24 protein-coding genes and 2 pseudogenes are annotated in these 23505 nt (G+C 68.8%); 16 read left to right on the top strand and 10 right to left on the bottom strand.

Going from position 1 to position 23505, the window contains the following annotated elements:
• The first annotated feature begins 4 nt into the window (after positions 1 to 4).
• The 4 genes from NM1_RS36940 to NM1_RS36955 are packed head-to-tail and all read left to right on the top strand — an operon-like array spanning position 5 to position 3110.
• Positions 5 to 817, top strand: coding sequence for an SDR family NAD(P)-dependent oxidoreductase (locus tag NM1_RS36940; protein WP_068031390.1), 813 nt, complete (start codon positions 5 to 7; stop codon positions 815 to 817).
• A gap of 4 nt (positions 818 to 821) precedes the next feature.
• Positions 822 to 1367 (top strand): orotate phosphoribosyltransferase, encoded by a 546-nt coding sequence (gene pyrE / locus NM1_RS36945; RefSeq protein ID WP_068031393.1) that lies wholly within the window; start codon positions 822 to 824, stop codon positions 1365 to 1367.
• A complete protein-coding gene (locus NM1_RS36950) occupies positions 1364 to 2419 on the top strand; it encodes a beta-ketoacyl-ACP synthase III (RefSeq protein ID WP_068031396.1) in 1056 nt (351 codons plus the stop codon). The genes pyrE and NM1_RS36950 overlap by 4 nt, the downstream gene beginning before the upstream one ends.
• 1 nt (position 2420) lies before the next feature.
• Positions 2421 to 3110 carry a lysoplasmalogenase gene (locus NM1_RS36955; RefSeq protein ID WP_068031399.1) on the top strand — a complete coding sequence of 230 codons (690 nt, stop codon included), beginning with the start codon at positions 2421 to 2423 and terminating at the stop codon, positions 3108 to 3110.
• Between the two features lie 5 nt (positions 3111 to 3115).
• Here NM1_RS36955 and NM1_RS36960 read toward each other — a convergent pair whose 3' ends face one another.
• The 3 genes from NM1_RS36960 to NM1_RS36970 all read right to left on the bottom strand — a co-directional run bounded on the left by NM1_RS36960 (position 3116) and on the right by NM1_RS36970 (position 5699).
• Positions 3116 to 3562, bottom strand: a complete 447-nt coding sequence (locus NM1_RS36960; protein WP_068031446.1) for a hypothetical protein — start codon at positions 3560 to 3562, stop codon at positions 3116 to 3118.
• Between the two features lie 74 nt (positions 3563 to 3636).
• Complete coding sequence (locus NM1_RS36965; RefSeq protein WP_084520397.1) at positions 3637 to 4326, bottom strand: LuxR C-terminal-related transcriptional regulator; 690 nt, start codon at positions 4324 to 4326, stop codon at positions 3637 to 3639.
• Positions 4323 to 5699, bottom strand: coding sequence for a sensor histidine kinase (locus NM1_RS36970; RefSeq protein ID WP_068031403.1), 1377 nt, complete (start codon positions 5697 to 5699; stop codon positions 4323 to 4325). The genes NM1_RS36965 and NM1_RS36970 overlap by 4 nt, the downstream gene beginning before the upstream one ends.
• Positions 5700 to 5883: 184 nt before the next feature.
• Here NM1_RS36970 and NM1_RS36975 point away from each other — a divergent pair, with 184 nt between their 5' ends.
• Positions 5884 to 6204, top strand: coding sequence for a DUF4190 domain-containing protein (locus tag NM1_RS36975; protein WP_373864094.1), 321 nt, complete (start codon positions 5884 to 5886; stop codon positions 6202 to 6204).
• Here the strand turns inward: NM1_RS36975 and NM1_RS41700 are convergent.
• Positions 6197 to 6478, bottom strand: a complete 282-nt coding sequence (locus tag NM1_RS41700; protein WP_084520398.1) for a hypothetical protein — start codon at positions 6476 to 6478, stop codon at positions 6197 to 6199. The genes NM1_RS36975 and NM1_RS41700 overlap by 8 nt on opposite strands.
• Before the next feature lie 9 nt (positions 6479 to 6487).
• Here NM1_RS41700 and NM1_RS36980 point away from each other — a divergent pair, with 9 nt between their 5' ends.
• Complete coding sequence (locus NM1_RS36980; RefSeq protein WP_084520399.1) at positions 6488 to 7099, top strand: TrmH family RNA methyltransferase; 612 nt, start codon at positions 6488 to 6490, stop codon at positions 7097 to 7099.
• A gap of 96 nt (positions 7100 to 7195) precedes the next feature.
• Here the strand turns inward: NM1_RS36980 and NM1_RS36985 are convergent, their stop codons facing one another.
• Complete coding sequence (locus tag NM1_RS36985) at positions 7196 to 8164, bottom strand: hypothetical protein (RefSeq protein WP_147289060.1); 969 nt, start codon at positions 8162 to 8164, stop codon at positions 7196 to 7198.
• Positions 8165 to 8699: 535 nt separating this feature from the next.
• Here NM1_RS36985 and NM1_RS36990 point away from each other — a divergent pair.
• Genes NM1_RS36990 through NM1_RS37005 form a run of 4 tightly spaced genes read left to right on the top strand, consistent with a single transcriptional unit; the run spans position 8700 to position 12251 of the window.
• A complete protein-coding gene (locus tag NM1_RS36990; protein WP_246011538.1) occupies positions 8700 to 9116 on the top strand; it encodes a helix-turn-helix domain-containing protein in 417 nt (138 codons plus the stop codon).
• Entirely contained in the window at positions 9116 to 9613 is a 498-nt protein-coding gene (locus NM1_RS36995) for a hypothetical protein (protein WP_084520400.1), read from the top strand. Before NM1_RS36990 ends, NM1_RS36995 begins: the two co-directional genes overlap by 1 nt.
• The gene (locus tag NM1_RS37000) at positions 9610 to 10827 is read left to right on the top strand and encodes an MAB_1171c family putative transporter (protein WP_068031414.1); all 1218 of its coding nucleotides are present in this window, start codon (positions 9610 to 9612) and stop codon (positions 10825 to 10827) included. The genes NM1_RS36995 and NM1_RS37000 overlap by 4 nt, the downstream gene beginning before the upstream one ends.
• Positions 10828 to 10841: 14 nt before the next feature.
• Entirely contained in the window at positions 10842 to 12251 is a 1410-nt protein-coding gene (locus NM1_RS37005) for a cytochrome P450 (protein WP_084520401.1), read from the top strand.
• Positions 12252 to 12382: 131 nt separating this feature from the next.
• Here NM1_RS37005 and NM1_RS37010 read toward each other — a convergent pair whose 3' ends face one another.
• Positions 12383 to 14620: an ATP-binding cassette domain-containing protein gene (locus NM1_RS37010; protein WP_068031419.1), complete on the bottom strand. Its 2238-nt coding sequence runs from the start codon at positions 14618 to 14620 to the stop codon at positions 12383 to 12385.
• A gap of 92 nt (positions 14621 to 14712) precedes the next feature.
• On the opposite strand from NM1_RS37010, the gene NM1_RS37015 reads away from it, so the two are divergent.
• The 3 genes from NM1_RS37015 to NM1_RS37025 all read left to right on the top strand — a co-directional run bounded on the left by NM1_RS37015 (position 14713) and on the right by NM1_RS37025 (position 17793).
• On the top strand, positions 14713 to 15732 hold the full coding sequence (locus tag NM1_RS37015) for a helix-turn-helix transcriptional regulator (protein WP_246011521.1): 1020 nt from the start codon (positions 14713 to 14715) through the stop codon (positions 15730 to 15732).
• Positions 15733 to 15789: 57 nt separating this feature from the next.
• A complete protein-coding gene (locus NM1_RS37020; RefSeq protein WP_068031422.1) occupies positions 15790 to 16467 on the top strand; it encodes a TetR/AcrR family transcriptional regulator in 678 nt (225 codons plus the stop codon).
• A 276-nt stretch (positions 16468 to 16743) separates the two neighbouring features.
• Positions 16744 to 17793 (top strand): glycoside hydrolase family 76 protein, encoded by a 1050-nt coding sequence (locus tag NM1_RS37025; RefSeq protein ID WP_246011537.1) that lies wholly within the window; start codon positions 16744 to 16746, stop codon positions 17791 to 17793.
• Positions 17794 to 17841: 48 nt separating this feature from the next.
• On the opposite strand, the pseudogene NM1_RS37030 reads toward NM1_RS37025, so the two are convergent.
• Positions 17842 to 18510, bottom strand: a pseudogene (locus NM1_RS37030) (DedA family protein); the annotation flags it as partial.
• A 12-nt stretch (positions 18511 to 18522) separates the two neighbouring features.
• Positions 18523 to 19182 carry a DedA family protein gene (locus tag NM1_RS37035; protein ID WP_084520404.1) on the bottom strand — a complete coding sequence of 220 codons (660 nt, stop codon included), beginning with the start codon at positions 19180 to 19182 and terminating at the stop codon, positions 18523 to 18525.
• Between the two features lie 254 nt (positions 19183 to 19436).
• On the opposite strand from NM1_RS37035, the gene fbaA reads away from it, so the two are divergent.
• Both fbaA and NM1_RS37045 read left to right on the top strand, forming a co-directional pair.
• A complete protein-coding gene (gene fbaA, locus NM1_RS37040) occupies positions 19437 to 20471 on the top strand; it encodes a class II fructose-bisphosphate aldolase (RefSeq protein WP_068031432.1) in 1035 nt (344 codons plus the stop codon).
• 532 nt (positions 20472 to 21003) lie between these two features.
• Positions 21004 to 22122, top strand: a complete 1119-nt coding sequence (locus NM1_RS37045) for a BTAD domain-containing putative transcriptional regulator (RefSeq protein WP_068031435.1) — start codon at positions 21004 to 21006, stop codon at positions 22120 to 22122.
• Positions 22123 to 22175: 53 nt separating this feature from the next.
• On the opposite strand, the gene NM1_RS37050 is transcribed toward NM1_RS37045, so the two are convergent.
• Together NM1_RS37050 and NM1_RS37055 are read right to left on the bottom strand one after the other, a co-directional pair.
• A complete protein-coding gene (locus NM1_RS37050) occupies positions 22176 to 22394 on the bottom strand; it encodes a hypothetical protein (protein ID WP_147289059.1) in 219 nt (72 codons plus the stop codon).
• A 26-nt stretch (positions 22395 to 22420) separates the two neighbouring features.
• Positions 22421 to 22756, bottom strand: coding sequence for an excalibur calcium-binding domain-containing protein (locus tag NM1_RS37055; RefSeq protein ID WP_169814390.1), 336 nt, complete (start codon positions 22754 to 22756; stop codon positions 22421 to 22423).
• 261 nt (positions 22757 to 23017) lie between these two features.
• Here NM1_RS37055 and NM1_RS37060 point away from each other — a divergent pair.
• Positions 23018 to 23505 (top strand): annotated as a pseudogene (locus NM1_RS37060) (DUF4185 domain-containing protein); the annotation flags it as partial.

The raw sequence follows: 23505 nt of genomic DNA on the forward strand, positions 1-23505 counted from the left end.
CAGCATGAGCGATACCTCTGCTGCCGCGCGCCTGCCGGGCGCCACCCGTCCCGTCGCCGTGATCACCGGCCCCACCTCCGGAATCGGACAGGGCTATGCCGAGCGCCTGGCCTCGCTCGGCTACGACCTGGTGCTGGTGGCACGCGACGAGCAGCGACTCACCGCGCTCTCCGAGGATCTGCACCGGCGCTTCGACACCCGGTCCGAGGTGCTGCGCGCCGATCTGGCCGACTGCGCCGACCGCGATCGAGTCGCCGCCCGCCTCGACAAGGGCGTCGAATTCCTGGTCAACAATGCGGGTTTCGGCCTGTCCGGCGAATTCTGGTCCGTCGACCCGGCGCGCCTGCAGGCGCAGTTGGATGTCAACGTCACCGCCGTGGTGCAGCTGACCAGGGCGGCGCTGCCCTCGATGATCGCCGCGGCCAAGGGTTCGGTCGTGAATGTGGCCAGCGTCGCGGGCCTGGTGCCCGGACGCGGCTCGACCTATTCGGCCTCGAAGGCCTACGTCATATCCTTTACCGAAGGACTGGCCGGCGGGCTCGCCGGCACCGGGGTCCGGGTGCAGGCGCTGTGCCCGGGCTTCGTGCGCACCGAATTCCATCGGCGAGCGGGAATCGAAATGTCCTCGCTGCCGAAACCGATGTGGCTGAGTGTGGATCAGGTCGTGGCCGGTTCGATGCACGACCTGGAGAAGGACCGGGTGATCAGCGTGCCCGGTGTGCAGTACAAAGCGCTGACGGCGGTCGCCGGACTGATCCCGAGGTCCGTGCAGGTCCGCCTCAACCGAGGCATGTTCAACGCACGCGGAAGGACATAAATACATGATCGAGTCCACGACGGACCGAGACAGATTGGCGGAGCTCGTGCGCGAGCTCGCCGTCGTGCACGGCAGGGTCATCCTGTCGTCGGGCAAGGAAGCCGACTACTACGTCGACCTGCGCCGGGCAACCCTGCAGCATCAGGCCGGGCCGCTGATCGGCACGCTGCTGCGCGAGCTGGTCTCCGACTGGGAGTTCGACGCCGTCGGCGGGCTCACCATGGGCGCCGACCCGGTCGCCCTGGCCATGCTGCACGCGCCGGGCCGCCCGCTGGACGCGTTCGTGGTGCGCAAGGCCGCCAAGACGCACGGCATGCAGCGCCAGATCGAGGGTCCGGACGTGGCGGGCAAGCGGGTGCTGGTGGTGGAGGACACCACCACCACGGGAAATTCGCCGCTCACCGCGGTGCGCGCGCTGCGCGACGCCGGGGCGACCGTGGTCGGGGTGGCCACCGTCGTCGACCGGGAAACCGGCGCGGACAAGGTGATTGCGGAGGAGGGCCTGGAGTACCGGTCGATTCTCGGACTGAAGGATCTGGCGCTCGGATGACCATTGCAGTCCAGAGGGGTCGTGAGAACGTCGCGATGCTCGGCATCGGTGCCTACCGGCCGCGGCGCATCGTCAGCAACGCCGAGGTGTGCGAGATGCTCGACTCCACTCCGGAGTGGATCTTCGAGCGCACCGGCATTCGCAACCGGCGCTGGATCAGCGGCGACGAGACGCTGCAGACGATGGCGGTGGCCGCGGGTGAGCGGGCGATCGTCAACAGCGGCGTGGATCGCTCGAAGATCGGCACACTGGTGCTGGCGACCTCGAGCTGGCTGAAGCTGACCCCGCACGGCGCCCCCTCGGTCGCCTACGACCTGGGGATGAACGGCATTCCGGCCTTCGATCTGACCTCCGGCTGCGGTGGGTTCGGCTACGGCCTGAGCGTGGCCGTCGACATGATCCGGGCCGGATCGGCCGAATACGTGCTGGTGATCGGCGCGGAGACGATGACCGTCGGACTCGACCCCACCGACCGCGGCACGGCGATGATCTTCGGTGACGGCGCGGGCGCGGTCGTGGTCGGGCCCAGCGAGGAGAACGGCATCTCCCCGACGGTGTGGGGCAGCGACGGCGAGAACGCCGGGGCGATCGCCCAGGACGTCGATTTCCTCGAGTTCATGAACAAGGCGCAGGCGATGCAGGGCACCGACCCGGCCCTGGAGCCGGTGGGCCGGATGTCGCTGCGGATGGAGGGTCCGCGGGTGTTCCGCTGGGCGGCGGTGACGCTGCCGCGGGCGCTGTCCAGCGCGCTCGAGCTGTCCGGGGTGGCCAAGGAGGACATCGAGGTGTTCATCCCGCACCAGGCCAACGCCCGCATCAACGAGCTGATGAAAAAGAACCTGGGCCTGGCCGAGGACATCCCGATGGCCGGGGATATCGAGAACACCGGGAACACCTCCGCCGCCTCCATCCCGCTGGCGATGGAGGAGATGCTGGTGACGGGCAAGGCGAAGGGCGGCCAGCTCGCCCTGGTGCTCGGCTTCGGCGCGGGGCTCAGCTACGCGGGCCAGGTCGTCACCCTCCCGCCCCAGCCGATCGAACCCAGTTTCTGATATGGCGCGACCATTCCGAGCGGCCTATGTCGCGGCCGCCGCGGCAACCGTCTACTCCGCGGTGACCGGGCGGGACCGATGGCAGTGGGCCACAAAGCCTTTGCTCATGCCGCTGCTGGCCGCCGACGTGGTGCACAGCGGTGCGGAGCTCGGTCGGACCGAGCGCCGGGTGCTGTTCGGCGCGCTCGGCGCCGCGACGGTCGGCGACATGCTGCTGATCGATCCCGACGATGATCGCCGATTGATCGCGGGCGCTTCGGCTTTCGCGGTGATGCAGTCCGGCTACTCGGCGCTGTGGTGGCGCCGGGGCGCGCGGCCGCGCCCCGCGATCGCGCTGCCGCGGGTGGCCGCGTGGCTCGGCGCGGGGGCGCTGCTGCGGGCCAAGGCGCCGAATCTCGCTGTGCCGCTGTCGTCCTACGGTGCCACGCTGGGCGCCGCCGCGGTCCTCGCCTCCGATCCCGGCCTGTCCCCGGGCGCGAAAAACGTTGCGGGAATGAACCTTCCGGACCGCGATCCGCGCAGTCGCCTCGGCCTCGGTGCGCTACTGTTCACCGCCTCCGACGGCCTGATCGTGCTGCGCCGCCTGTTCGCCCGCACCGACCGATCGCGCCGGGTCACGGAGGGCATCATCCTCTCGACTTACGCCGCCGCGCAGTACCTTCTGACCGATCCGCGAGTCCACAAGAGGTAAGCGGCTCACAGGCAGAGGATTATGCGGTTCCGGTCCGATGGATCCACTCGGATCGAAATCGTCTCGCCGACATGGATTCTCGGCTGATCGATCGGCGTCACGTCGAAAACGATGGTGCCGCGGTAGGTTTCGGAGCCGGGGACGTTGAGTTCGAGGTCCAGTTCGGTGAGTTCGGTGTGATGGTCGGTGCGCTCGATGGGGTGCACGCCCTCGATGGTCGCCCAGCCCTCCAGCCCGTGCCGCAGCAGCTGTCGGTCGGAGCGGGGCGGGCGCTGTGCGAACAGCATGCCGAGGCCGATGCCCGAGCCGAACATCCCGACCAGCGCCACGATCTGATACGGCACCGTGCCCGGCGGAGTGTGGTGGACGATCCAGCCCAGCCAGACCCCGAGAACGATCATGTACCCGACCGTCACGCCGAGTACGGTGCGGAGAATGCGTGCGTGGTTCATGACTGCCTCCACCACCGCCTACGGGCCTCCAGGATAGGTCCGGAGTACCCGTTCATGTGGGGTGTGTCACATATTCAGCCTCGCAACCGCAGCACCGCCAGCACCCGGCGGTGGTGGGTGTCGGACGGGGGCAGCTCCAACTTCAGGAAGATATTGCCGATGTGCTTCTCCACCGCGCGCTCGGTGACGGTGAGCGACTGCGCGATGGCGGCATTGGTCAGGCCCTGGGCCATCAGCTCCAGCACCTCGCGCTCGCGCGGGGTCAGCCGGGCCAGCGAATCCTGTTGGCGTGCCGCGCCCATCAACTGGCTCACCACCTCCGGGTCGAGGGCGGTGCCGCCGGTGGCGACCCGCTGCAGGGCGTCGACGAACTCGCGCACGTCGGCCACCCGATCCTTGAGCAGATAGCCGACTCCGCTCGCGCCGCCCGCGAGAAGTTCGGTGGCATACCGGGTTTCGACCCACTGCGAGAACACCAGCACGCCGACATCCGGGAACTTGCGGCGCAGTTCGATCGCGGCCAGCAGGCCCTCGTCGGTGAAGGACGGCGGCATCCGCACATCCACCACCGCGACATCGGGCCGGTGCTCGGCGATCACTTCGCTCAGGCGCGTTGCGTCACCGACCATTTCGACGACTTCATGGCCGCGATCGCCGAGCAGCCCGGCCAGGCCGTTACGCAGGATCGCACTGTCCTCGGCAATCACGACACGCAGTGCGGTGCCGGTATCGGCTGTGCCGCTGCTGGTTTCGGCCGGGCTCATTGCGGTCCCTCGATCGGAAGGGTCACGGTGACGACCGTAGGTCCACCGGCCGGGCTGTCCACGGTCAACGCTCCGTCGACCGCCCGGGCTCGCGCGGCCAGCCCCGACAATCCGCCGCTCACCATGGTTTCCCCCGTGGGAACGGCGGGTTGCAGCACACCACCGTGCCCGTTGTCACGCACGGAGACGGCGATGGTGTGCCCGCCCGTCGGCAACACCGACACCCACGCGCTGGTGGCGCCGGAATGCTTCACCACATTGGTGAGCAGTTCGGCGACCGAGAAATAGGCGATCGCCTCGATGGCCGGATTGGGCCGCTGCGGCAGTAGCACCCGCAGTTCGACCGGCACGGCGCAGCGGGCGGCCAGCGTCTCCAGCGCCGGTTCCAGGCCCAGTTCCAATGCGGGCGGATGGATGCCGCGCACCAGTTCCCGCAGTTCGGCGAGGGCCTCCTTGGAGCTGGCATGGGCGTCGGCGATCAGATCCGTGGCGTCGCCCCCGGCGGCGATGCGCTCCTCGGCGCGGCCGAGCGCCATGGCGATGGTGACCAGCCGGGCCTGGGTGCCGTCGTGCAGGTCCCGTTCCATGCGGCGCAGCGTGGCGGCCGAATCCTCCACGGCGACCTTGCGGCTCTCCTGCAGCTCCACCATCCGGCGATCGCGCGCGGTCGGCGTCAGCAGGGCCAGCGACAGCAGCCGGTGCAGCCAGGCCACGCCGCGCACCAGCCAGGGCAGCGCGAAGCAGAGGATGATGCCGATCGCGGCCATGCCGAGCGCCCGCGGCCAGGTGTCGACGTAGTAGTCACCGAACTGGAACAGCGAATGATGTTCGCGCCCTTGGTCGTCGACGTTGATCGGGTGGAAGATCGCCCACGGGATGGGGGAGATCGCGGTGAACACCGTCATGGCGATGAACATCAGCACGACGTACCCGGCGAACAGGCCCAGCACCACCTCGGCGATCAGGAACACCAGCGCCCGCCATGCGGTCCGGTCGGTGAAGGCGCTGCGCAGCCAGCCGAAGAAGCCGCGGCGCGGGGCGAAGTCCGGCGGCGCGGGCATCGGCGTCTCGAGGAGTACCACGCCGAGGGGCCGGTAGACGCGGCCCCAGATCCGCCCGCCCAGCAGCACCAGCGCCAACAGCGGGATACCGATCAGCGCGATGGACATGTAGAGGGTGGCGCCGTAGCCGAAGAACAGGTACATGATCGCGAAGCCGCCGAGCACGAAGGCCACGATCAGGTAGGCCAGTTCCTTCCAGGTCCGGGCCTCGATCGGCGCGCGCAGGATCGCGCGGGCCACCCGGCCGGCGGTCAGCGGTGGCCGGTCGGGGCGCTCGAGCACGAGGGTCGGTTCGGCGAAGGTCTCGGTCATATCTCCATGCTGGTCGCGGGCTCGGCCGGATTCGAGGGAGTGACCCACCGAATCGGGGGTGTGGCCAGCTACACCGGGCTGTCGGGATCGATCATCGCGCGGCGCGGTACCGGGACGCCACGGGGGTCGTGCCCGCAACATCGATGGCGACCGTCGGCCGGGACACACGGTTACGATGACCCGGGTGAATTACCCGCCGCCGCAGTACGGCTACGGCTACCCGCAGTACCAGCCGCCGGAGCACCCCCAGGCCACGACCATTCTCATCCTGGGAATCGTCAGCCTGCTGTGTGGTCTCGTCGGGCCGTTCGCCTGGGTGATGGGGCGCCGGGTGCTCACCGAGATCGACAACTCCGGCGGTATGTACGGCGGGCGCTCCAATGCGCAGGTCGGATACGTACTCGGCATCGTGACGACGGTGCTCACCCTGCTCGGCCTGCTCCTGCTGGTCGGTTACTTCGTCCTCATCGCGGTTCTCATCGGAACCTCGACGACGACTACGTGAGCGCGAGCGATGATGCGATCGGCGGCGGCCCGGCACAGCGCGCGGTGGTTCGGCTCGATGACGGAATCATGGTGACCGACGACGCCGTGCGTGACGCCACGACCGGACCGTGCGCGGTGACGAGGTGACGGTGCGGCACGATGACGGTGTGCAGTGGCGCGAAGACGATGTCCCAGGGCGCGAAGGCCGCGAAGACCCAGCGGCGCAACGGCAGATCGGGGCGGCGCACCCGGATGACCCGCACACCGTCGGCCCCACCGAATGGGGCGAACATCCACAGGGGATGGGCCCGTGGGTCGAGGAGTTCGGCACCACACCGCCCGACGACCCGCGGCTGGATCCGGAACTGCTCGCGCACGGTGACCGGCGCAATGTCGTCGACGCCTACCGGTACTGGACGCGGGAGGCGATCGTCGCCGATATCGACCGCCGCCGCCACCCCTTCCACGTGGCGATCGAGAACTTCGGGCACGACGCCAATATCGGCACCGTGGTGCGCACCGCCAATGCCTTCGCGGCCGCCGCGGTGCACATCGTGGGCCGCCGCCGCTGGAATCGTCGCGGCGCCATGGTCACCGACCGCTACCAGCACATCGTCCACCATCCGGACGTCGCGGACCTGCTGGAATTCGCCGACCGCGAGGAATTGGCGGTCGTAGCCGTGGACAACGTCCCCGGTTCGATTCCACTGGAAACCGCACGGCTGCCCCGCAATTGCCTGCTGCTGTTCGGCCAGGAGGGGCCGGGCGTCACCGATCGGGCCAAGCAGTCCGCCGTGATGACAGTCTCCATCGCCCAATTCGGCTCCACCCGCAGCATCAACGCGGGAGTCGCGGCGGGTATCGCCATGCATTCCTGGGTCCGCCAGCACGCGGACCTCACGCGGGCTTGGTGAGCACTCGAACCGTGCAAGTCCTCGCCCCGTAAGTGCGGCAACAGGACTCGTTCAGGCGTGACGAAAACGCTCGGGCCGCGGCGGCGGCGTGCTCCTTCACCTCGGGCACGTGTCGTATCGGCCGCGTAGTTGTTGCCGCAGCGTGATGGCCTCAGCCGTGTAGTACTTTTCCGGATCGCGCTCCCCGGACATCTTGGTGCTGTAGGAGCAGCCGCCGACGTGGACGCTGCCCTTGAACTCCAGCTCGTCACCGGTGTTCGACGGGCGAGGTTGTACCCATTCCAGCAGCATCGGGTGCGCGGGAGTCGGTGCGGCGAGTTCGATCAGCGAGACCAGTCGATCATGCGCGTCGGCAGGATTGGGCGTGTCGACCTTCATGCGCGCCAGTCGGCCCGCCGTGACGTCCACGCTGCGGACGGGCAGCGGCGACCGGGAAAGGATCGCGCGCACCCGGGCCTCGTCGTCGGCGGCGAACGGGAAGTCGACCTTCCAGGCGATGTCGGTGCGCACCGCGGGAAAGACCCGCACCGGCACTCGCTGATCGCCGAGCACAGAGCGGACGGCACCCAGCGCGGAATCGTCGGCGGCCTCCCGCAGCGTCAGTTCGGCTCCGAGATCGGTTCGGGTCCAATCGATCCGGCTCTCGGCCGCGGCCGGTAGGGCGGATCCGATCTGCCGGATTGCCCGTGCGTCGGCGGCGACCAGCGCCGGGGATACGAAGGTGTGGCGGTCCGGCTTGTCCGTGCGGTGCTCGACCGTGCCGCCCCCGACGTAGAAACTCGCCGACCGCTTGTACTCGTCGAAGTGCCGCCGGTGGCTGTCCTCGACCCGGGCCGCGACGGTTTCGATCTGGTCGATGGTGGCGTCGCGCATATCCACCGAGACCGATGTGGTGACGCCCTGGGTGATGTCGTTGCTGTAGTTCACGGAGGCGCTGGTGACCCCGGGCATCGCCCGTACCGCCTCTGTCAGCTCCCGCGCCTCGGGCTCCCGGTCCGGCGCGCCTGTGCACGCGCTGAGCGCCGCGGCGGCTACCGCTAGGGCAGCGGCGACCCCGGCACGCAACGCTGTTACGGCGCCTCGGCCCGTAGTCTTCGCTCGGGCTCGACCGGCTCCGGGCAAGCGCTGATTCGACGGTGCACCATGTCGATTCCGTAAGCCCATGCGCCGAGCATCCCGCGGCGGAGTGTGGTGCGGATCGGTGGAAATACTCGAGTCCGCCGGTGGAATTCAGCGGCGTATCGTCAACCGGAAGCAGAAACCGCTGCGCGACAACGTATTTCGCCGGAAATGCCAAAACGCTCCGGGCATCGTCGACCGGAGCGCCGTATCCGGCGGGACCGCAGCGCGGGCGCCGGACGCCCGGTGCGCACTGACTCCCCCTTCGCGCCAGTGCACACCAGACGAGGCCTACGTGTACTTACGTAGACTCAGACCGTCCCATGTACGTTGGTATATGTCAATGGCTGTGTGATGTACTGTGGTCAAAGCTGCCGCTACTCGGGACGGAGGGGCCGTGGAGGACGAGCAGACACCATCCGGCGGTCCGGAGGGGGCGTCGACCGATCTGGCCGACAAGATCAATCGGCTGTTCGAGGTGATGCACCGGCCGTCCGAGCCACAGTTGTCGAATGCCGCTGCGGCCGAGGCGATCACGAGCGCCACCGGGACGTCGATCAGTCCGGCCTACCTCTGGCAGTTGCGCTCGGGGTTGAAGACCAACCCCACCGTCGCGCATCTGCGGGCGATCGCGCAGTTCTTCGGTGTCCCCGCGTCCTATCTGCTCGACACCGGCACGGACGAGGCGCTCGATTCGCAGTTGAGCCTGCTTCAGGCTATGAAGGATGCGGGCGTGCGGAATCTGGCCCTGCGCGCGTCGGGTCTGACCCCGCGCACGCTGTCCAGTATTGCCTCGATCGTCGACCGGGCCCGGGAGCTGGAGAATCTGCCCCCGGTCGACGCGCAGGGCACCCGCCGCCGACCGGCAGACGAAGGACAGGCGCGGAACGGACCGTAATGGGAACATCGGCCAGGCGAATCAGGAAGGCGCTCGAGCGGCTGCCGATCCCGGATCCCTGGGACCGTGACCGGTTCGTCGAATCCGTCGCCGAACTGCGCGGGCGTCCGATCACCCTGGTTCCGATCGGCGTGCTCGGCGTGGTCGAGAGCCCCTGCGGCCTGTGGTTGATGCGCGAACACGACGACGTGATCGTCTACGAGGGCGGGACCTCGGAGTATCACATCGACCAGATCGTGTGCCACGAGGTCGGGCATATGGTGCTCGGTCACGACCTCGCCTATCCGGCCGCCGACGGCGGTCCGTCCGGCGATGCGACGTTGCGGACCCTGCTGCCCGATATCGATCCGTCCGCCGTGCGGGCCGTGCTCGGCCGGTCGGGGTACGGCAACGAGATGGAGCGCGAGGCGGAACTGTTCGCGACCATGGTCATGGTCTCCTCGGTTCCGGGCGCCCGGCGGCAGAACCTCCGCAACGTCCTGTTCAGGCAGCAGTGACATCGTCGGTCTCGGCCGCGATCGCGTGGCCGCTCATCGGTCTGCTGGTGTTCGTGGTGGCGGTCCGGTGGCGCTGGTTCAACGGCAGCGGTGCCGAGCAGTACCTCAACACCACGCTCACGGTCATCGCCGCCACCCAGCTGCTACGCGAGCACGCGGTCCAAAAGGCCGTCGCCGCAGCGTCTCCGGTGACGGTGACCGCCGTGCAGCAGTTGTCGCTGTGCACCATCGTCGTCTCGATCGGGCCGTTTCTGTGCGTCATCGATCTGCTCTCGGGGAAGGAACCGGCCGTCGTCCGGCGTCGGCAGTTCGCCTACTACGCTCTCGCCGTGCTGCTGTCGATCGCGATGCTGGCGGCGGGGTCGCGGGCGCGACAGGAGGGGCGGCCGGTCGAGGTGTCCGGCGGCACGGCGGAGGTGCTCGTCTGGGTGGCGTTCGCGGTGCTGCCGCTGTACCTCGCCTTCCAGATGATCCGTCGCTGCCGGGCGGAATTCCGGCAGCCCGGCATCACCGGGGGCGAGAAGGCGGTGCTGACGGGGATCGCGGCGGCGGGCGCGGCGATCGGCGTGACGACCGCCGTCGCGCTGGTCCTCGCGGTGCTGCAGGAGTTCGACGTCGTCGATTCCGTCGAGTACCGGCTGCAGACGAACTCGCGGAACTTCTTCTGGATCGCCACCATCATCGCGCTCGTCGCCGCCGCTCCGCTGGTCAAATCGCTCGGCGAATTCCTCGGCATCGACGCGACGAGCCGCCGCCGGCGTCGCCTGCAGCCCCTGTGGCGGTCGCTGGTCGACCTGTTTCCCGACAGCAGGCTCCCGCTGGACGACGATCCGCCGGCGCGCCGGGCCACCGTGTTGCAGCTGCACCGCACCGCCGTCGAGATCCGTGACGCCATGCTGGAGCTGCGGCCGTACTTCCGCGAGATCGATCCCTCCGATTTCGCGAGATTCATTGCCGCCGAACGTGTTCCGCAAGCGGAGACGGATTTCGCGAACCATGCCCTGCGGCTCGCCTACGCCGCCCACCTGCGGGCCGCACCGGCCGAGTCGCCGGGCGACGCCACCGATATGCCGCTCTCGTCGGCGCCTGCCACGCTGGGTGAGGAGGTCGCCGAACTGGTCCGGCTCGCCGCCTGGTGGCCCGCGGCCTGCCGGTTCGTCGCGAGCCACCCGCCCGATACCGCCATCGACACCACGCCGGAACCGGCCCGGTGAACAGGGGAACCGATATGACAGAGCTTTCGACGGCAATGCCGCAGACCCTGCCGCACCCGCCCTACCGCCTGCCGCTGCTGGGGGATGTGCTGACGACGGACTTCGCCAAGCCGTGCCAGCGACTGGCGCGGCAGGGGCGGGAGCTGGGGCCGGTATTCCAGCAGAAGCTGTTCGGCTTTCCCGCGACCATCGTCACCGGCGCCGGGGCGATCGAGGAGGTCAACAACGAGCAGCTGTGGGAGAAGCACATCGGCCACTCGCTGGTGAAGCTGCGGCCGCTCGCCGGCGACGGGCTGTTCACGGCGTTCAATCGAGAACCGAACTGGGCCAAGGCGCATCACGTCCTGGCTCCCGCGTTCACCAAGTCCGCGATGGCCGACTACCACGCCACGATCGTCGGCGCGGTGCGGGAGCTGACCGATACCTGGGCCGGGGCCGCGGACTGGATCGATATTCCGGATCGAGCGAATACGCTGACGTTCGAGATCATGTCGCGGGCGGGGTTCTCCCATTCGTTCGGCTCGATGGCCGATCCGCAGCGAAATCCGTTCGTGGCGGCCATGGTTCGGGAGCTGACCTACGCCAACCGCCGCACCGATGTGCTGCCCTGGTTCGAGCGGATCTTCCGCCGGGCCGACCATCGGCGGCACCTGGACGATCTCGCTCGTGCGCACGAGGTCGTCGACGCCATCATCGAGGCGCGACAAGCGCAGCCGCACAGGGGTACCCGCGACATTCTCGATCTCATGCTGGACGGTGTGGATGCGGATACCGGCACGGGTCTGGACACCACCAACATCCGCAATCAGATCCTGACCTTCCTCATCGCGGGCAGCGAGACCTCCGCCAACACCATCGCCTTCGCGCTGCACTACCTGGCGGTCCACCCGCGCTTCGCGGACGACATCCGCGCCGAACTCGATCAGCGCTGGCCCGCAGCGGAATTCCCCGATATCGGTTTCGAGGATGTCCCCAAGCTGCGCTCCCTGCGCCGCGCCGTGGACGAGACGCTGCGGCTGTGGCCCACCGCGCCCGGCTACTTCCGGCGCGCGAAACAGGACACCACGCTGTGCGACGGCAGATACCGATTCCGCCAGAAGGATTGGGTCCTCGTGCTCCTGCAGGCCGCCCATCGCGATCCGGCCTGGGGGCCCGACGCCGAGGAGTTCAACCCCGATCGCTTCCTGCCCGACAACCTCCGCACCCTGCCCCCGCGCACGTACAAACCCTTCGGCACCGGCCCGCGCGCATGCATCGGCCGCCAATTCGCCCACCACGAAATAGCCGTCACCCTGGCCGCCATCCTCCACCAATTCGACCTGGAACCGGACCCGAACTACCGCCTCGACGTCCGAGAAACCTTGACCCTCAAGCCAACCGGCCTACGCCTACGATTCCGGCCGAGAGCACGCCGGAAACAATGATGTGGGCGCAGCCAGCCCGGAAGCAATGATGTGGGCGCAGCCAGCCCGGAAGCAATGATGTGGGCGCAGCCAGCCCGGAATAATGATGGGGCGCAGCCAGCGCGAATGCCCCGGAAATATCGGTGGTGCGGCTAGTTCGGTGACACCCGTAGTGCTGCAGCGGTTTTGGACTCCTCGCACCTCGCAAGCTGCTCCGGCGTGCCCTCGCACAGCACCCGACCGCCGTGTCGTCCCGGCCCCGGGCCGAGGTCGATCACCCAGTCGGCGGCGCGGATGACGTCCACGTTGTGCTCGATCACGACCAGGGTATTTCCCTTGTCCACCAATCGATTCAGCACCTCGAGCAGGGTGGCGATATCGGACAGGTGCAGGCCGGTGGTGGGCTCGTCGAGGACGTACAGGGTGTGCTGGTCGGGGCGGGCGAGTTCCTTGGCGATCTTCAGTCGCTGGCATTCGCCGCCGGACAGGGTGGTCAGCGACTGGCCGAGGCGCAGGTAGCCCAGGCCCACCTCGTCCAGGTGGCGCAGGGCGCGGTCGATCGCCGGGACGGGCAGCCGCCGGGTCGCCTCGGCGATCGTGAGGTCGTCGATATCGGCGATGCTGAGCCCGTCGACGGTGTAGCCGAGCACCTCGTCGGTGAACCGACGCCCGCCGCACGCCTCGCACACCACCTCCTGCCCGTCCATGAACGCCAGGTCGGTGTAGATCACGCCCGCGCCCTTGCAGACCGGGCACGCCCCGGCCGAGTTGGCGCTGAACAGCCCCGCGCTCACCCCGTTGCGCTGCGCGAACAGCTTGCGGATGGCCGGGGCGATGCCGGTGTAGGTGAGCGTGGTCGACCGCCGGTTGATACTCACCGCCCGCTGGTCGACCACGGTGGCCGGATGCTGCTCGATCAGCTCGGCGACCAGGCTCGACTTCCCCGAACCCGCGACGCCGGTGAGAGCGGTCAGCACGCCCGTCGGGATGTCGACGGATACGTCGCGCAGGTTGTTGCGGGTGGCGTTCTCGATCCGCAGCTTGCCCGCGGGCACCCGCGGTGTCCGCGCCGTGCGCCGGGACCGCAGCCCGTGCCCGGTCGGCGTATCGGCCGACAGCAGGGCGTCGAATCCGCCCTCGAACACCACCCGTCCGCCGCCGTCACCCGCGGCGGGGCCGATCTCGACGATGTGGTCGGCCGCCCGCATGACATCCGGATCGTGCTCGACCACCAGCACCGAATTCCCCTTGTCCCGCAACGATTTCAGCAGTCCGGTCATGGGCGCCACGTCGTGCGGGTGCAGGCCGACGGTCGGCTCGTCGAACACGTACAGCATTTCGATCAGGCTGCTGCCGAGATGCCGGACCGTCTTGATGCGCTGGGATTCGCCGCCGGACAGCGTCGTGGTGGGCCGGGCCAGCGACAGGTAGCCGAGGCCGATCGAATCGAGCGCCTCGAGCTTCTCGTGCAGCGCCGCGACCACCGGCGCCACATTCGGGTCGCGCACGCCGGTGACGATTCCGGCCAGATCCTCGATCTCCATGCAGCTCATCTCGACGATGGTGCGGTCCAGCACGCGGGCCGTGCGCGCCGCCTCGTTCAGGCGTTCGCCGTGGCAGTCGGGGCACGGCGCCGCGTGGGTGAACCGCTCCACGACCGCGCGCTTGTGGTCCGACGGGGTGTCGGAGGTGTGCACGTAGATCCGCTCGAATCGCTCGACGACGCCCTCGTAGTCCTGCGGCGGCCGGGTGCCCAGTCGTGCCGCCGCGTCGCCGCCGTACAGCAGCGCCTCCCGCTCCTGCGGCGACCAGTCCCGCAGCGGCGTTCGCGGATCGAACGACCCGATATCGGCGTACTGCCGGTACCAGTACTGCCCGTTGCCGAAGCCGGGGAGCAGGATCGCGCCCTCCTCCAGCGACTTGTCCAGGTCGAGCAGCCGGTCCACCTCGGTGGCGACGGTCTCGCCCAGGCCCGCGCAGGTGGGGCACATCCCGGCCGGGTCGTTGAACGAGAAGTAGTTCGACTCACCGACATACGGCTCGCTCACCCGCGAGAACAGCAGGCGCAGATACGTGTACGCGTCGGTGATGGTGCCGACCGTGGACCGGGCATTGCCGCCCAGCCGCTTCTGGTCGATCACCACCACCGGCGACACTCCCTCGATCAGATCGACGTCCGGCCGGGTCCAGCGCGGCAGCCGGTTGCGCACGAACGGGGGATAGGTCTCGTTCACCTGATACCCGGCCTCCGCGGCGATGGTGTCGAAGACCAGCGACGACTTGCCGGAGCCGGAGACGCCCGCGAACACCACGAGCTGCCCGCGCGGCACATCGATGTCGATGTGTTTCAGGTTGTTCGTCCGCGCGGCGCGAATACGAATATCAGCCATATCCCCAAGCTAGGGATAGATGTGGACAGATTCTGACCACATCTCGAGGATGATGGGAGATATGTGGACAACCTCCGACCGGACGGCGGCTGGTGGCGGTGTCCAGCGGTAACGATCCGGCGGGGTCGTGGCTCCAAGGGGAACGAGCCGACGTCACCCGCCGCGCGCTCGAACTGCTGGCATTTCTCCAGACGGGTCGTCGCTTCAGCGGCGCCGAACTGGCGCGGCGCCTGGGCATCAGCGCCCGCACGGTGCGGCGCGACGTGGAGCGATTGCGCGACTACGGCTACCCGGTCACGACGCAGCCGGGCCCGGGCGGGTTCTACCGCCTGACGGCGGGAACGACCTTGCCGCCCATGGTCTTCGACGACGACGAGGCCGTGGCGACCGTCGTGGGGCTGGGCCTGCTGGCCGCGACCACCGGCGGCCCGGAGGCCGGGGGCATCGGCTCGGCCGCCGACCGGGCCTTCGGCAAGATCGACCAGTTCCTGCCCAAGCGGCTGCGCTCCCGGGCCGTCGCCGTGCGCTCCACGGTCGAGGCCGCGACCCAGATCGCGCCCGCCCTCGACGCCGAGGTGCTGACCGCCCTCGCCGCGGCGGCCGTCCGGCACGAACACGTCGCGTTCACCTACACCTCGCCCGCGGCCACCTCGCGACGGCGGGTCGAACCGTATCGGCAGGTGCATATGCATCTGCGCTGGTACCTGCTGGCCTGGGATCTCGATCGCGGCGACTGGCGCACCTTCCGCGTCGACCGGATCGGCGAACTCGAGGTCGGCACCACGCGATTCACTCCGCGCCCGCTGCCCGCCGAATCGGGAACCGAATATCTGCGCGAGGCGCTGACGGCGGGCCGGTATCGCGCCGTGGTCCTCGTCGACGCCCCCGCCGAGCGCGTCGCCGACCGCCTGAAGTGGCAGGACTGCACGATCGAGGCGGTGTCCGCCGACCGGTGCAGGGTCACCACCTGGATCGACTCCTTCGAATGGCTGGTGCTCAACCTCGCCTTCCTCGACACCGATTTCGTCATCGAGGAGCCCGCGGAGTTTCGGGAGCGCTCCCGGGTGATGGCCGCCCGCCTGCATCGTGCCGGAGACGAAAGACCTGGGTAGCAAGGCCCTCGAGGATGTCCGGGGCGTGATTGAACTTTGTGCAACTATTCTCGCGATATGCCTCGCGACTCGCTGACCCGGGAACAGATCGTCCGCACCGCCATCGAACTGCTCGACGACGAGGGGCTGGACGGCCTGAACATGCGCAGCCTCGGCAAGCGGCTCGATGCGGCCGCCACCGCGATGTACTGGCACGTGAAGAACAAGGACAACCTGGTCCGGCTGGCCGGAGACGAGGTGTGGCACGAGATCGAGCTGCCCGATCTGGACGAACTCGGCTGGCGTGCCGCCGCCGAGGCCCTGGCCACCGGCATGCACTCGGTGCTGGAGCGGCATCCGTGGATGGTGCAGGCCATGGCGGGCTATCTCATGTACGGCCCCGGCAAGTCCCGCTTCGACGACCTTTCCCTCGCCGTGTACGAGCGTGCCGGATTTTCCCCCGCCGCCGCGGATCGGGCGCTCGCCGCGGTGTTCACCTATGTGCTGGGCAATGTGGTCGGCGCGGCTGCCACCGTCTCGCTGAAGCGGCGGCTGGGCCGCGACGGCGGCGATCCCGAGCGGCGAATGGCCGACGCCATGTCCGCCGCGGCCGAGATCGCCGCCGACTTCCCGCACGTGCGCGCCCGCATCGATCAGCCCACGGACTACAACGAGGCACCCGGCCGAAGTTTCGAATACGGCTTGGAATGCCTGCTGGACGGCTTCGCCGCGCGCCTCGGAGAGGCCGCGCGCTAGCGCACACACGGCTTTCGCGCAGCAGCCGTTGTGACAGATCCACAGCAACGGCTAGGCACATCGCGGCCACGAGTCGATTCCGTAACAAATCGGGCGCGAAATTCGGTGCCGGGCTGGCACCATTGACCCATGACTTCGCGGAGCGACGACGCGCCCGCGCCGCGGTCCCAGCGGCGCACCCCACCCCGGACCGAGCCCGCGGCCGAGCTGGGTCCCGCGGTGTGGGCCGAGCGGGCCGACCGGGCCGAATCCGCGATCGTATCCCGGCATCTGCGCATGCTGTGGCTCGTCCCGGGGGCGGAGCTGGCGGTCGTGGGCTGGCCGGCGACGGCCGCGGAGCGAGCCTTCTTCACCTGGCACTACTGGTGGCAGGCGCATCTGATCGACGTCGCGGTCGATGCGGCCAACCGGGAGCCGACGCCGGTCCGCAAGCAGCGAATCGCCGCCATCGCGCGCGGCCACCGCATCCGCAACATCACCGGCTGGACCAACAACTACTACGACGATATGGCCTGGCTGGCAATCGCTTTGGAACGCGCCGAGCGCATCCAGGGCATCACCGAGGTTCGCGGCGGGCTGATCGCCCTGCAGAAGGATCTGTCGGCCGGGTTCGATCCGCAGATCGGGGCCGTGCCGTGGCGCAAGGGCTCCGACTTCTTCAACGCCCCCGCCAACGGCCCGGCCGCGATCGCCCTGGCCCGGTTCGGCGAGTACGAGCGGGCGGCGGAGATCGCCGACTTCCTGGACAAGACGCTGCGCGACCCCGATACCGGCTTGATCTTCGACGGCATCCACCTGCCGGCCGGGGAGTTGGAGCGCCCGGTGTTCAGCTACTGCCAGGGCGTGGTGCTGGGTCTCGAGACCGAATTGGCCGTGCACACCGGCGAATTCGAGCATATCGAGCGGGTGCAGCGGCTGCTGCACGCCGTCGAGGAGCACCTCACCAGCAGCGGCATCGTCACGGGCGGGGGCGGCGGCGACGGCGGCCTGTTCCACGGGATCCTGATCCGCTATCTGGCGCACGTGGCGCTGATGCTGCCCGGGGACGGCACCGAGCAGCGGACGGCGCGGCGCACCGCGGCCGCGATCGTCACCGCGTCGGCCCGCGCGGCCTGGGACCATCGGCTGGAGGTCGAGGGGGACCCGCTGTTCGGCAGCGACTGGAGCCGGCCCGCGGAACTGCCCACCGGCACGGCCGGTGCCTCGTACTTCACCTCGGGCGGCTCGGTGACCTCGTCCAAGACGCCCGAACGCGACCTGTCGGTGCAGCTGTCGGGCTGGCTGCTGATGGAGTCCGCGCACCTGGTGACGGCCGCGGGACTCTGATCATTCGCGCTCGTTCGCGGCGCGCGCGGCGGAGACGGCGCAGTCGGCCTCGGGATGCGGTACGTCGAGGTCGAAGTCCTCGGCGGGGCGCGCCATCTCGATCCGATACTGCCGGATCCCCAGCCCCGTGCCCACGATCAGGGTGACGACCAGCGTGCCGATCACCATCGGCATCAGCCACGACACCTGCTCCAGGAACCCGCCCGCGTAGTAGCCCACCAGCAGCAGCACCGGCGCCCAGATCACCGCGCCGATCGAACTGGCGATCGTGTAGCGGCGGTGGTCCATCCCGGCGGCGCCGGCGACCAGCGGGCACAGCGTGCGCACCCACGGAATCCACCGGGCCACCAGCACGGCCGCGAAGCCGTGCCGCTGCAGCAGTTCGGACACCCGGGCCAGATTTCGGGCGTTGATATAGCGCCCGTTCTTGCGCGCCACCAGGTGGTGGCCGGTGCGATTGCCGATCACGTAGCCGACCTGATTGCCCGCTATCGCGGCGATCATCGTGGCCACGGCCAGCCCCCACACCTGGGCGTGGCCGGTGGTGTGGGAGGCCAGCACGATTCCGGCCGTCAGCAGCATGGAATCGCCGGGCAGGAACAGGCCGATGATGAGTGCGCACTCGAGGAACACGAAGACGATGACGACGGTCCAGACGAGTGCCGGCCCGGCGGACTGCAGCGGATCCAGTCCGCCCAGTGCGAGGGGTAGCGGCATTGTTGACAAGGGTCAGCGCGTGGGTTCGTTCGTCGGTACAGGGATGTCGGACTCGGCGGCGGTGTCGGCCATGACGGGCTCCCGGTTCAGCAGCTTCCGGCCGACCGAGATGATCGCGGGCAGGATCGAGAGGAACACGATGACGAGGAAGATCGCCTCGACATGGTCGCGGATGAACGCGACGTTCCCCAGGAAGTAGCCGAGCACGGTGACGCCGCCGCCCCACAGGATGCCGCCGATGATGTCGAAGGTCAGGAACTTGCGGTAGTCCATCTTCGACACACCCGCGAGCACCGGCATGAACGTGCGCACGATCGGCACGAACCGGCCCAGGATGATGGTCTTCGGGCCGTGCTTCTCGAAGAACTCGTGGGTCTCGGTGACATAGCGCTGCTTGAAGAAGCGCCCGTCCTCCTTGTGGAACAGCGCCGGGCCGATGGCACGGCCGATCCAATAACCGCTCTGGTCACCGAGGATGGCGACGAGCGCGGTGGCGGGCACCAAGACCCAGATCCCTACCGGCGGATTCGGCTGCGCCGCCAGCAGACCGCCGGTGAACAGCAGCGAGTCGCCCGGCAGGATCGGGAACAGCAGGCCGGTTTCGATGAAGACGATGACCAGGATGGCCGGTAGCACCGCATTCTTCAGCCACGTCTCCGTGAGCAGGTGCATCGGGTCGAGCAGCGCTCCGATTCCGGAGCTACTCGCGAGGGTGTCGGATATGGCCAGCAAGGTCACGGCCCCCACAGTACCGGCACACTCGCTATAGCACCGAACCTCACGGCAACCTCTCAGGAGGTTGCTGGTCGGGCACTGTCGACCGGGCTCAATCGCCGTTGACAGCCCGCCTTCCGCCCCGGGGACGGCGGAACTTAGGGTATTCCCTAAAGAATTGTTGTACGCAGCACACACACGGAGGTCTTGCAGTGCCCATCGCGACTCCGGAGGTCTACGCCGAGATGCTCGGTCGGGCCAAAGAGAACTCCTTCGCCTTCCCCGCGATCAACTGCACATCGTCGGAGACGATCAATGCGGCGATCCGCGGCTTCGCCGAGGCCGGCAGTGACGGCATCATCCAGTTCTCCACCGGCGGTGCCGAATTCGGCTCCGGCCAGGGTGTGAAGGATATGGTCGTCGGCGCGACCGCGCTGGCCGAATTCGCGCACGTCGTCGCCGCGAAGTACGACGTCACCATCGCGCTGCACACCGATCACTGCCCCAAGGACAAGCTGGACACCTTCGTCCGGCCGCTGATCGCGATCTCCCAGGAGCGCGTCAAGGCCGGGAAGAACCCGCTGTTCCAGTCGCACATGTGGGACGGTTCGGCGATCCCGATCGACGAGAACCTCGAGATCGCGAAGGAACTGCTGAAGCAGACCGCCGCCGCGAACATCATCCTCGAGGTCGAGATCGGCGTCGTCGGCGGTGAAGAGGACGGCGTCGAGGCCGAGATCAACGAGAAGCTCTACACCTCGCCCGAGGACTTCGCCAAGACCATCGACGCGCTGGGCGGGGGCGAGAACGGCAAGTACCTGCTGGCCGCCACCTTCGGCAACGTGCACGGCGTGTACAAGCCCGGCAACGTGGTGCTCAAGCCCGAGGTGCTGGCCGAGGGCCAGCGCGTGGCGACCGCCAAGCTGAGCCTGCCCGAGGGGTCCAAGCCGTTCGACTTCGTCTTCCACGGCGGGTCGGGTTCGCTGAAGTCCGAGATCGAGGACTCGCTGAACTTCGGCGTGGTGAAGATGAACGTCGACACCGACACCCAGTACGCGTTCACCCGCCCGATCGCCGCGCACATGTTCTCCAACTACGACGGCGTGCTGAAGATCGACGGTGAGGTCGGCAACAAGAAGACCTACGACCCGCGCAGCTACCTGAAGAAGGCCGAGACCTCGATGGCCGAGCGCGTGATCGAGGCCTGCACCGACCTGAAGTCCGCGGGCAAGTCCGTCACCGCGTAGGAGGCCCCGGCCAAAAGCATGCCGGGGATGTGAAGTGGCGGCGTGCCGGGATGTGAAGAGGCCGCCTTCCGTGGATGTGAAGTGGCGGCGTGCCGGGATGTGAGGAGACCGCGTGCCGGGGATGCGAGGAGACGGCCTGCCTGGGATGGGAGGGGACCGCGTGCGGGATGGCGGGAATGCTCCGGCGCGTGCCGGGTGACGGGGCACGGCCCATCCTTCCGGCGTCGTCGCGAGGTGGGCCGCTACTCCTGTCCTTCCGGGGTAGCTCGGCCTTCCTTCCGACGTGGCTCCATATTTCCGGCACGCTTTTGGCCCGGAATCCACCTCGACGTGTGACCCCGGCCGAAAGCGTGTCGAGGCTGGGGCGTGCCGGGATGGTGGGAGGCCCTGAACGGGATGGTGGGAGGCCCCGATTCGGGCGGTGGCGACACCTTTATTCGGGCGTATACGTATCGTGGGACCGCGGCGCACCATGCGGGGACGCCGGTAGCTCGGGTGTGCAATGGCCAATGTTGGTGTTAGGTAGTCGGACATGAGTCTCGATGTGCGGGTCCTGGGACCGGTGCAATTGCTGGTCGACGGAGTACCCGTGCCGGTGGGCGGGCCGAAACCGCGTGCGCTGCTGGCCGCCCTGATCGTGAACCGCCGCCGCGCGGTGTCGTCGCAGGCGCTGGCCGACATGGTGTGGAACGAGGAGCCGCCGGACTCCTACCAGGCCAGCCTGCAGGTCTTCGTGTCCAATATCCGCAAGGCGCTGCGCAATTCGGGGGTGGACCCGGGGGCGGTGCTGCGCACCGAGTCCTCGGGCTATCGCTTCGAGGTGTCCGACAGCGGCTGCGATCTGGGCCGGTTCGAGCTGGCCCGGCGCTCCGGCACGGAGGCCGCCGACGCGGGCAATCACGAGGCCGCGGCCCGCCGATTCGCCGCGGCACTGGCCGAATGGACGGGCAAGGCGCTCGACGATCTGTCCGGGCTGCAGTTCGCCGACAGCTTCGCCACCGCGATGGACGAGGAGCGGCTGCTGGTCGCCTCGGCGCGCATCGATGCCGAAATCGCCTGCGGGCGTGCCTCTTCGGTGGTCGGCGAGCTGGTGTCGATGACGAACGAGCAGCCCCTGCGGGAGCCGCTGTGGGCGCAGTTGATCACCGCGCTCTACCTGTCCGGGCGGCAGGCCGATGCGCTGGACGCGTGCCGCCGGGTGCGCACCGTGCTCGCCGACGAGCTGGGTATCGATCCGGGTCCGGCGCTGGTCGAATTGGAGAAGCGGGTGCTGCGGCAGGAGCCGCTGAACACCCTGGCGATCGCGCAGGCCGAGCGGATGGCCGCCGCGATGACCGAAACCGTCACCGAGGCGCCGCACAGCGCGCGCGGCGGGCGGCTGCGGCTGCCGGACGGCCGCGTGGTGCCGATCGCCAAGGGCGGCTTGAAGATCGGCCGGATGACCGACAACGACCTGGTGCTCGACGACCCCAAGGTGAGTCGCTACCACGCCCACATCCAGCCGAGCCGGGCCGGACTGCTGATCAAGGACCTGCACTCGGCCAACGGCATCTTCATCAACGAGCAGGCGATCGACAGCGGCGCCATGCTCACCGACGGCGACGTGGTCCGCATCGGCGCCACCATGCTCGTATTCACCGCCGACGACTAGTACCCGACGGCACGCATCCGGGCGCGCTCGCCCTTACTCCGGCGCACTCGTCGTTACTCCGGTGCGCTCGCCCTTATTTCCGGCACGCTTTGGCCGGAATCCACTGCGTCCGAGGTGTGGATCCCGGCCAAAAGCATGCCGGGAACGACGACGGTGGACGGCATGCCGGGAACGATGGTGGTGGACGGCATGCCGGGAACGATGGTGGTGGACGGCATGCCGGGAACGATGGTGGTGGACGGCATGCCGGGAACGATGGTGGTGGACGGCATGGCACGGAAACGGTTGTGCGCCACCACTACTGCGGCAGGTCGCAGGCTACTCCGTTGCCGTCGGTGTCCAGCTGGCTGCGGTAGCCGCGCTGGCCTGGGTACAGCGGCCCGCCGTGTTCGGCCCAGACCTGGGTGCAGGTGGCGTAGAACGGGTAGCCGGATTCGTCGCCCGAGGGCGGCAGCAGCACCGTCTCGTGCGGGCTGTCCGACCATCCCGAACCGCCCGCGCTGGGGGCCGCACCGCTGGAGCCCGGCGGCACGGAGCCGTCCCGGGGCGCGGCGACGGCCGCCGGTGCGGCGAGGGTGAGCAGGCCCGCCGCGGCAACCACCGGGAGCACGCGTCGGGCGAATGTCTTCTTCACGGCGACAATCCACTTCGGTATCGGCGAACGCATCCGTCACGTCGCGCAGGGCTCGCCGGTCCTCCAGGTCGGGGTGGACACTCGGCGGCCGACTGAAACCCACTGTAAGCGCGTTCTCGGAGAGTCACCCACACCATTTCCCGTGCCCGCGCGAGAACGGAGTGATCGCAGGGGACACATCGCGATCGAATGTCGCGAATTGCCCGGTTCATCCCGGTAGTGTCTGGCGCGGGTGAGACCGCCGCGTCGTCACGGAGCACCATGACGCGGCGGACCAATACGCGCAATTACACGGTTTCGAGGGGTTGGACCATGGCCGTGCGGCTGGTGGCTGCCGTTGGGGCGTTCGTCGTGGGCGCCGGGATGCTGGTGGGTACGCAGCACCCGGCGGCCGTCGCGGCGCCCGGTGCCGAATCCGATTCCGCCGCACCGATTCCCGGAGTCGGCCCGTGCGCGACCGATCCGGTGCCCAAGCACGAATCGCTGGTGCCGAAGACGCTCGAGGTGCCGGTCCCGTACCCGGTGGTCACGGCCGACCCGGGCGAGCCGCCCGCCGGTCCGCCGGTCCGCACCCCGGTGGAGTTGCCGCCGGATCCGTGTACCAATCCGTGCCCGGACCTCACCGACGCCCCGGAACCCCCGCCGGGCCTGCTCGGCCGCTTGGGCCTGCCCGAACTGCTGCTCAACCCGAAACCGTTCTTCTTCGCGCTGCCGCCGGGGCCGTCCCCCGATCCCGGCCCGCCACCGCC

The organism is Nocardia mexicana NBRC 108244 (assembly GCF_001613165.1).
GTDB lineage: Bacteria > Actinomycetota > Actinomycetes > Mycobacteriales > Mycobacteriaceae > Nocardia > Nocardia mexicana.

Bases quoted from the DNA above. Each gene is read 5' to 3' on its own strand.
- NM1_RS36940 (WP_068031390.1), top strand. From the start codon at position 5: ATGAGCGATACCTCTGCTGCCGCGCGCCTGCCGGGCGCCACCCGTCCC.
- pyrE (WP_068031393.1), top strand. From the start codon at position 822: ATGATCGAGTCCACGACGGACCGAGACAGATTGGCGGAGCTCGTGCGC.
- NM1_RS36950 (WP_068031396.1), top strand. From the start codon at position 1,364: ATGACCATTGCAGTCCAGAGGGGTCGTGAGAACGTCGCGATGCTCGGC.
- NM1_RS36955 (WP_068031399.1), top strand. From the start codon at position 2,421: ATGGCGCGACCATTCCGAGCGGCCTATGTCGCGGCCGCCGCGGCAACC.
- NM1_RS36960 (WP_068031446.1), bottom strand. From the start codon at position 3,562: ATGAACCACGCACGCATTCTCCGCACCGTACTCGGCGTGACGGTCGGG.
- NM1_RS36965 (WP_084520397.1), bottom strand. From the start codon at position 4,326: ATGAGCCCGGCCGAAACCAGCAGCGGCACAGCCGATACCGGCACCGCA.
- NM1_RS36970 (WP_068031403.1), bottom strand. From the start codon at position 5,699: ATGACCGAGACCTTCGCCGAACCGACCCTCGTGCTCGAGCGCCCCGAC.
- NM1_RS41700 (WP_084520398.1), bottom strand. From the start codon at position 6,478: ATGTTCGCCCCATTCGGTGGGGCCGACGGTGTGCGGGTCATCCGGGTG.
- NM1_RS36980 (WP_084520399.1), top strand. From the start codon at position 6,488: ATGGGCCCGTGGGTCGAGGAGTTCGGCACCACACCGCCCGACGACCCG.
- NM1_RS36990 (WP_246011538.1), top strand. From the start codon at position 8,700: ATGCACCGGCCGTCCGAGCCACAGTTGTCGAATGCCGCTGCGGCCGAG.
- NM1_RS36995 (WP_084520400.1), top strand. From the start codon at position 9,116: ATGGGAACATCGGCCAGGCGAATCAGGAAGGCGCTCGAGCGGCTGCCG.
- NM1_RS37005 (WP_084520401.1), top strand. From the start codon at position 10,842: ATGACAGAGCTTTCGACGGCAATGCCGCAGACCCTGCCGCACCCGCCC.
- NM1_RS37010 (WP_068031419.1), bottom strand. From the start codon at position 14,620: ATGGCTGATATTCGTATTCGCGCCGCGCGGACGAACAACCTGAAACAC.
- NM1_RS37020 (WP_068031422.1), top strand. From the start codon at position 15,790: ATGCCTCGCGACTCGCTGACCCGGGAACAGATCGTCCGCACCGCCATC.
- NM1_RS37025 (WP_246011537.1), top strand. From the start codon at position 16,744: ATGCTGTGGCTCGTCCCGGGGGCGGAGCTGGCGGTCGTGGGCTGGCCG.
- NM1_RS37035 (WP_084520404.1), bottom strand. From the start codon at position 19,182: ATGCACCTGCTCACGGAGACGTGGCTGAAGAATGCGGTGCTACCGGCC.
- NM1_RS37045 (WP_068031435.1), top strand. From the start codon at position 21,004: ATGAGTCTCGATGTGCGGGTCCTGGGACCGGTGCAATTGCTGGTCGAC.
- NM1_RS37050 (WP_147289059.1), bottom strand. From the start codon at position 22,394: ATGCCGTCCACCACCATCGTTCCCGGCATGCCGTCCACCACCATCGTT.